This window comes from Idiomarina sp. ST10R2A5 (genome assembly GCF_051842325.1).
Taxonomy (GTDB): Bacteria; Pseudomonadota; Gammaproteobacteria; order Enterobacterales; family Alteromonadaceae; genus Idiomarina; species Idiomarina abyssalis.
This window is the reverse complement of the sequence record NZ_JBNIEX010000058.1, coordinates 1-251: the sequence shown is the minus strand read 5'-3', so window position 1 is coordinate 251 and position 251 is coordinate 1. Positions and strand designations below refer to the sequence as shown.

At 63.3% G+C, this 251-nt stretch carries 1 protein-coding gene; it reads left to right on the top strand.

Going from position 1 to position 251, the window contains the following annotated elements; translation table 11 throughout:
• Positions 1–251 (top strand): hypothetical protein (locus ACP7FG_RS13115; protein ID WP_439226646.1); only part of this gene is annotated, 251 nt, incomplete at both ends.

Here is a 251-nt window from a genome sequence, read left to right as displayed (position 1 = left end):
CGGGGGTTGTCGGCTGGCTCCGATGGTTCTGGACCGGCGAGACGGGGTCGTTGGTCTACCTCCGCGACGTCCTGACGAGTGTCTTGATCGTCGTCGCGATCGGGGTGCTCCTGTTCACCATCAGCGGCGTTTGGCCGCTGATGGTGGCCGTCGAGTCCGGGAGTATGGAGCCCAACATGGAGCGTGGGGATCTGGTATTCATCGTCGACAACGGGCGGTTTGTCCCCGAAGCGGCACTCGAGTATACCGAG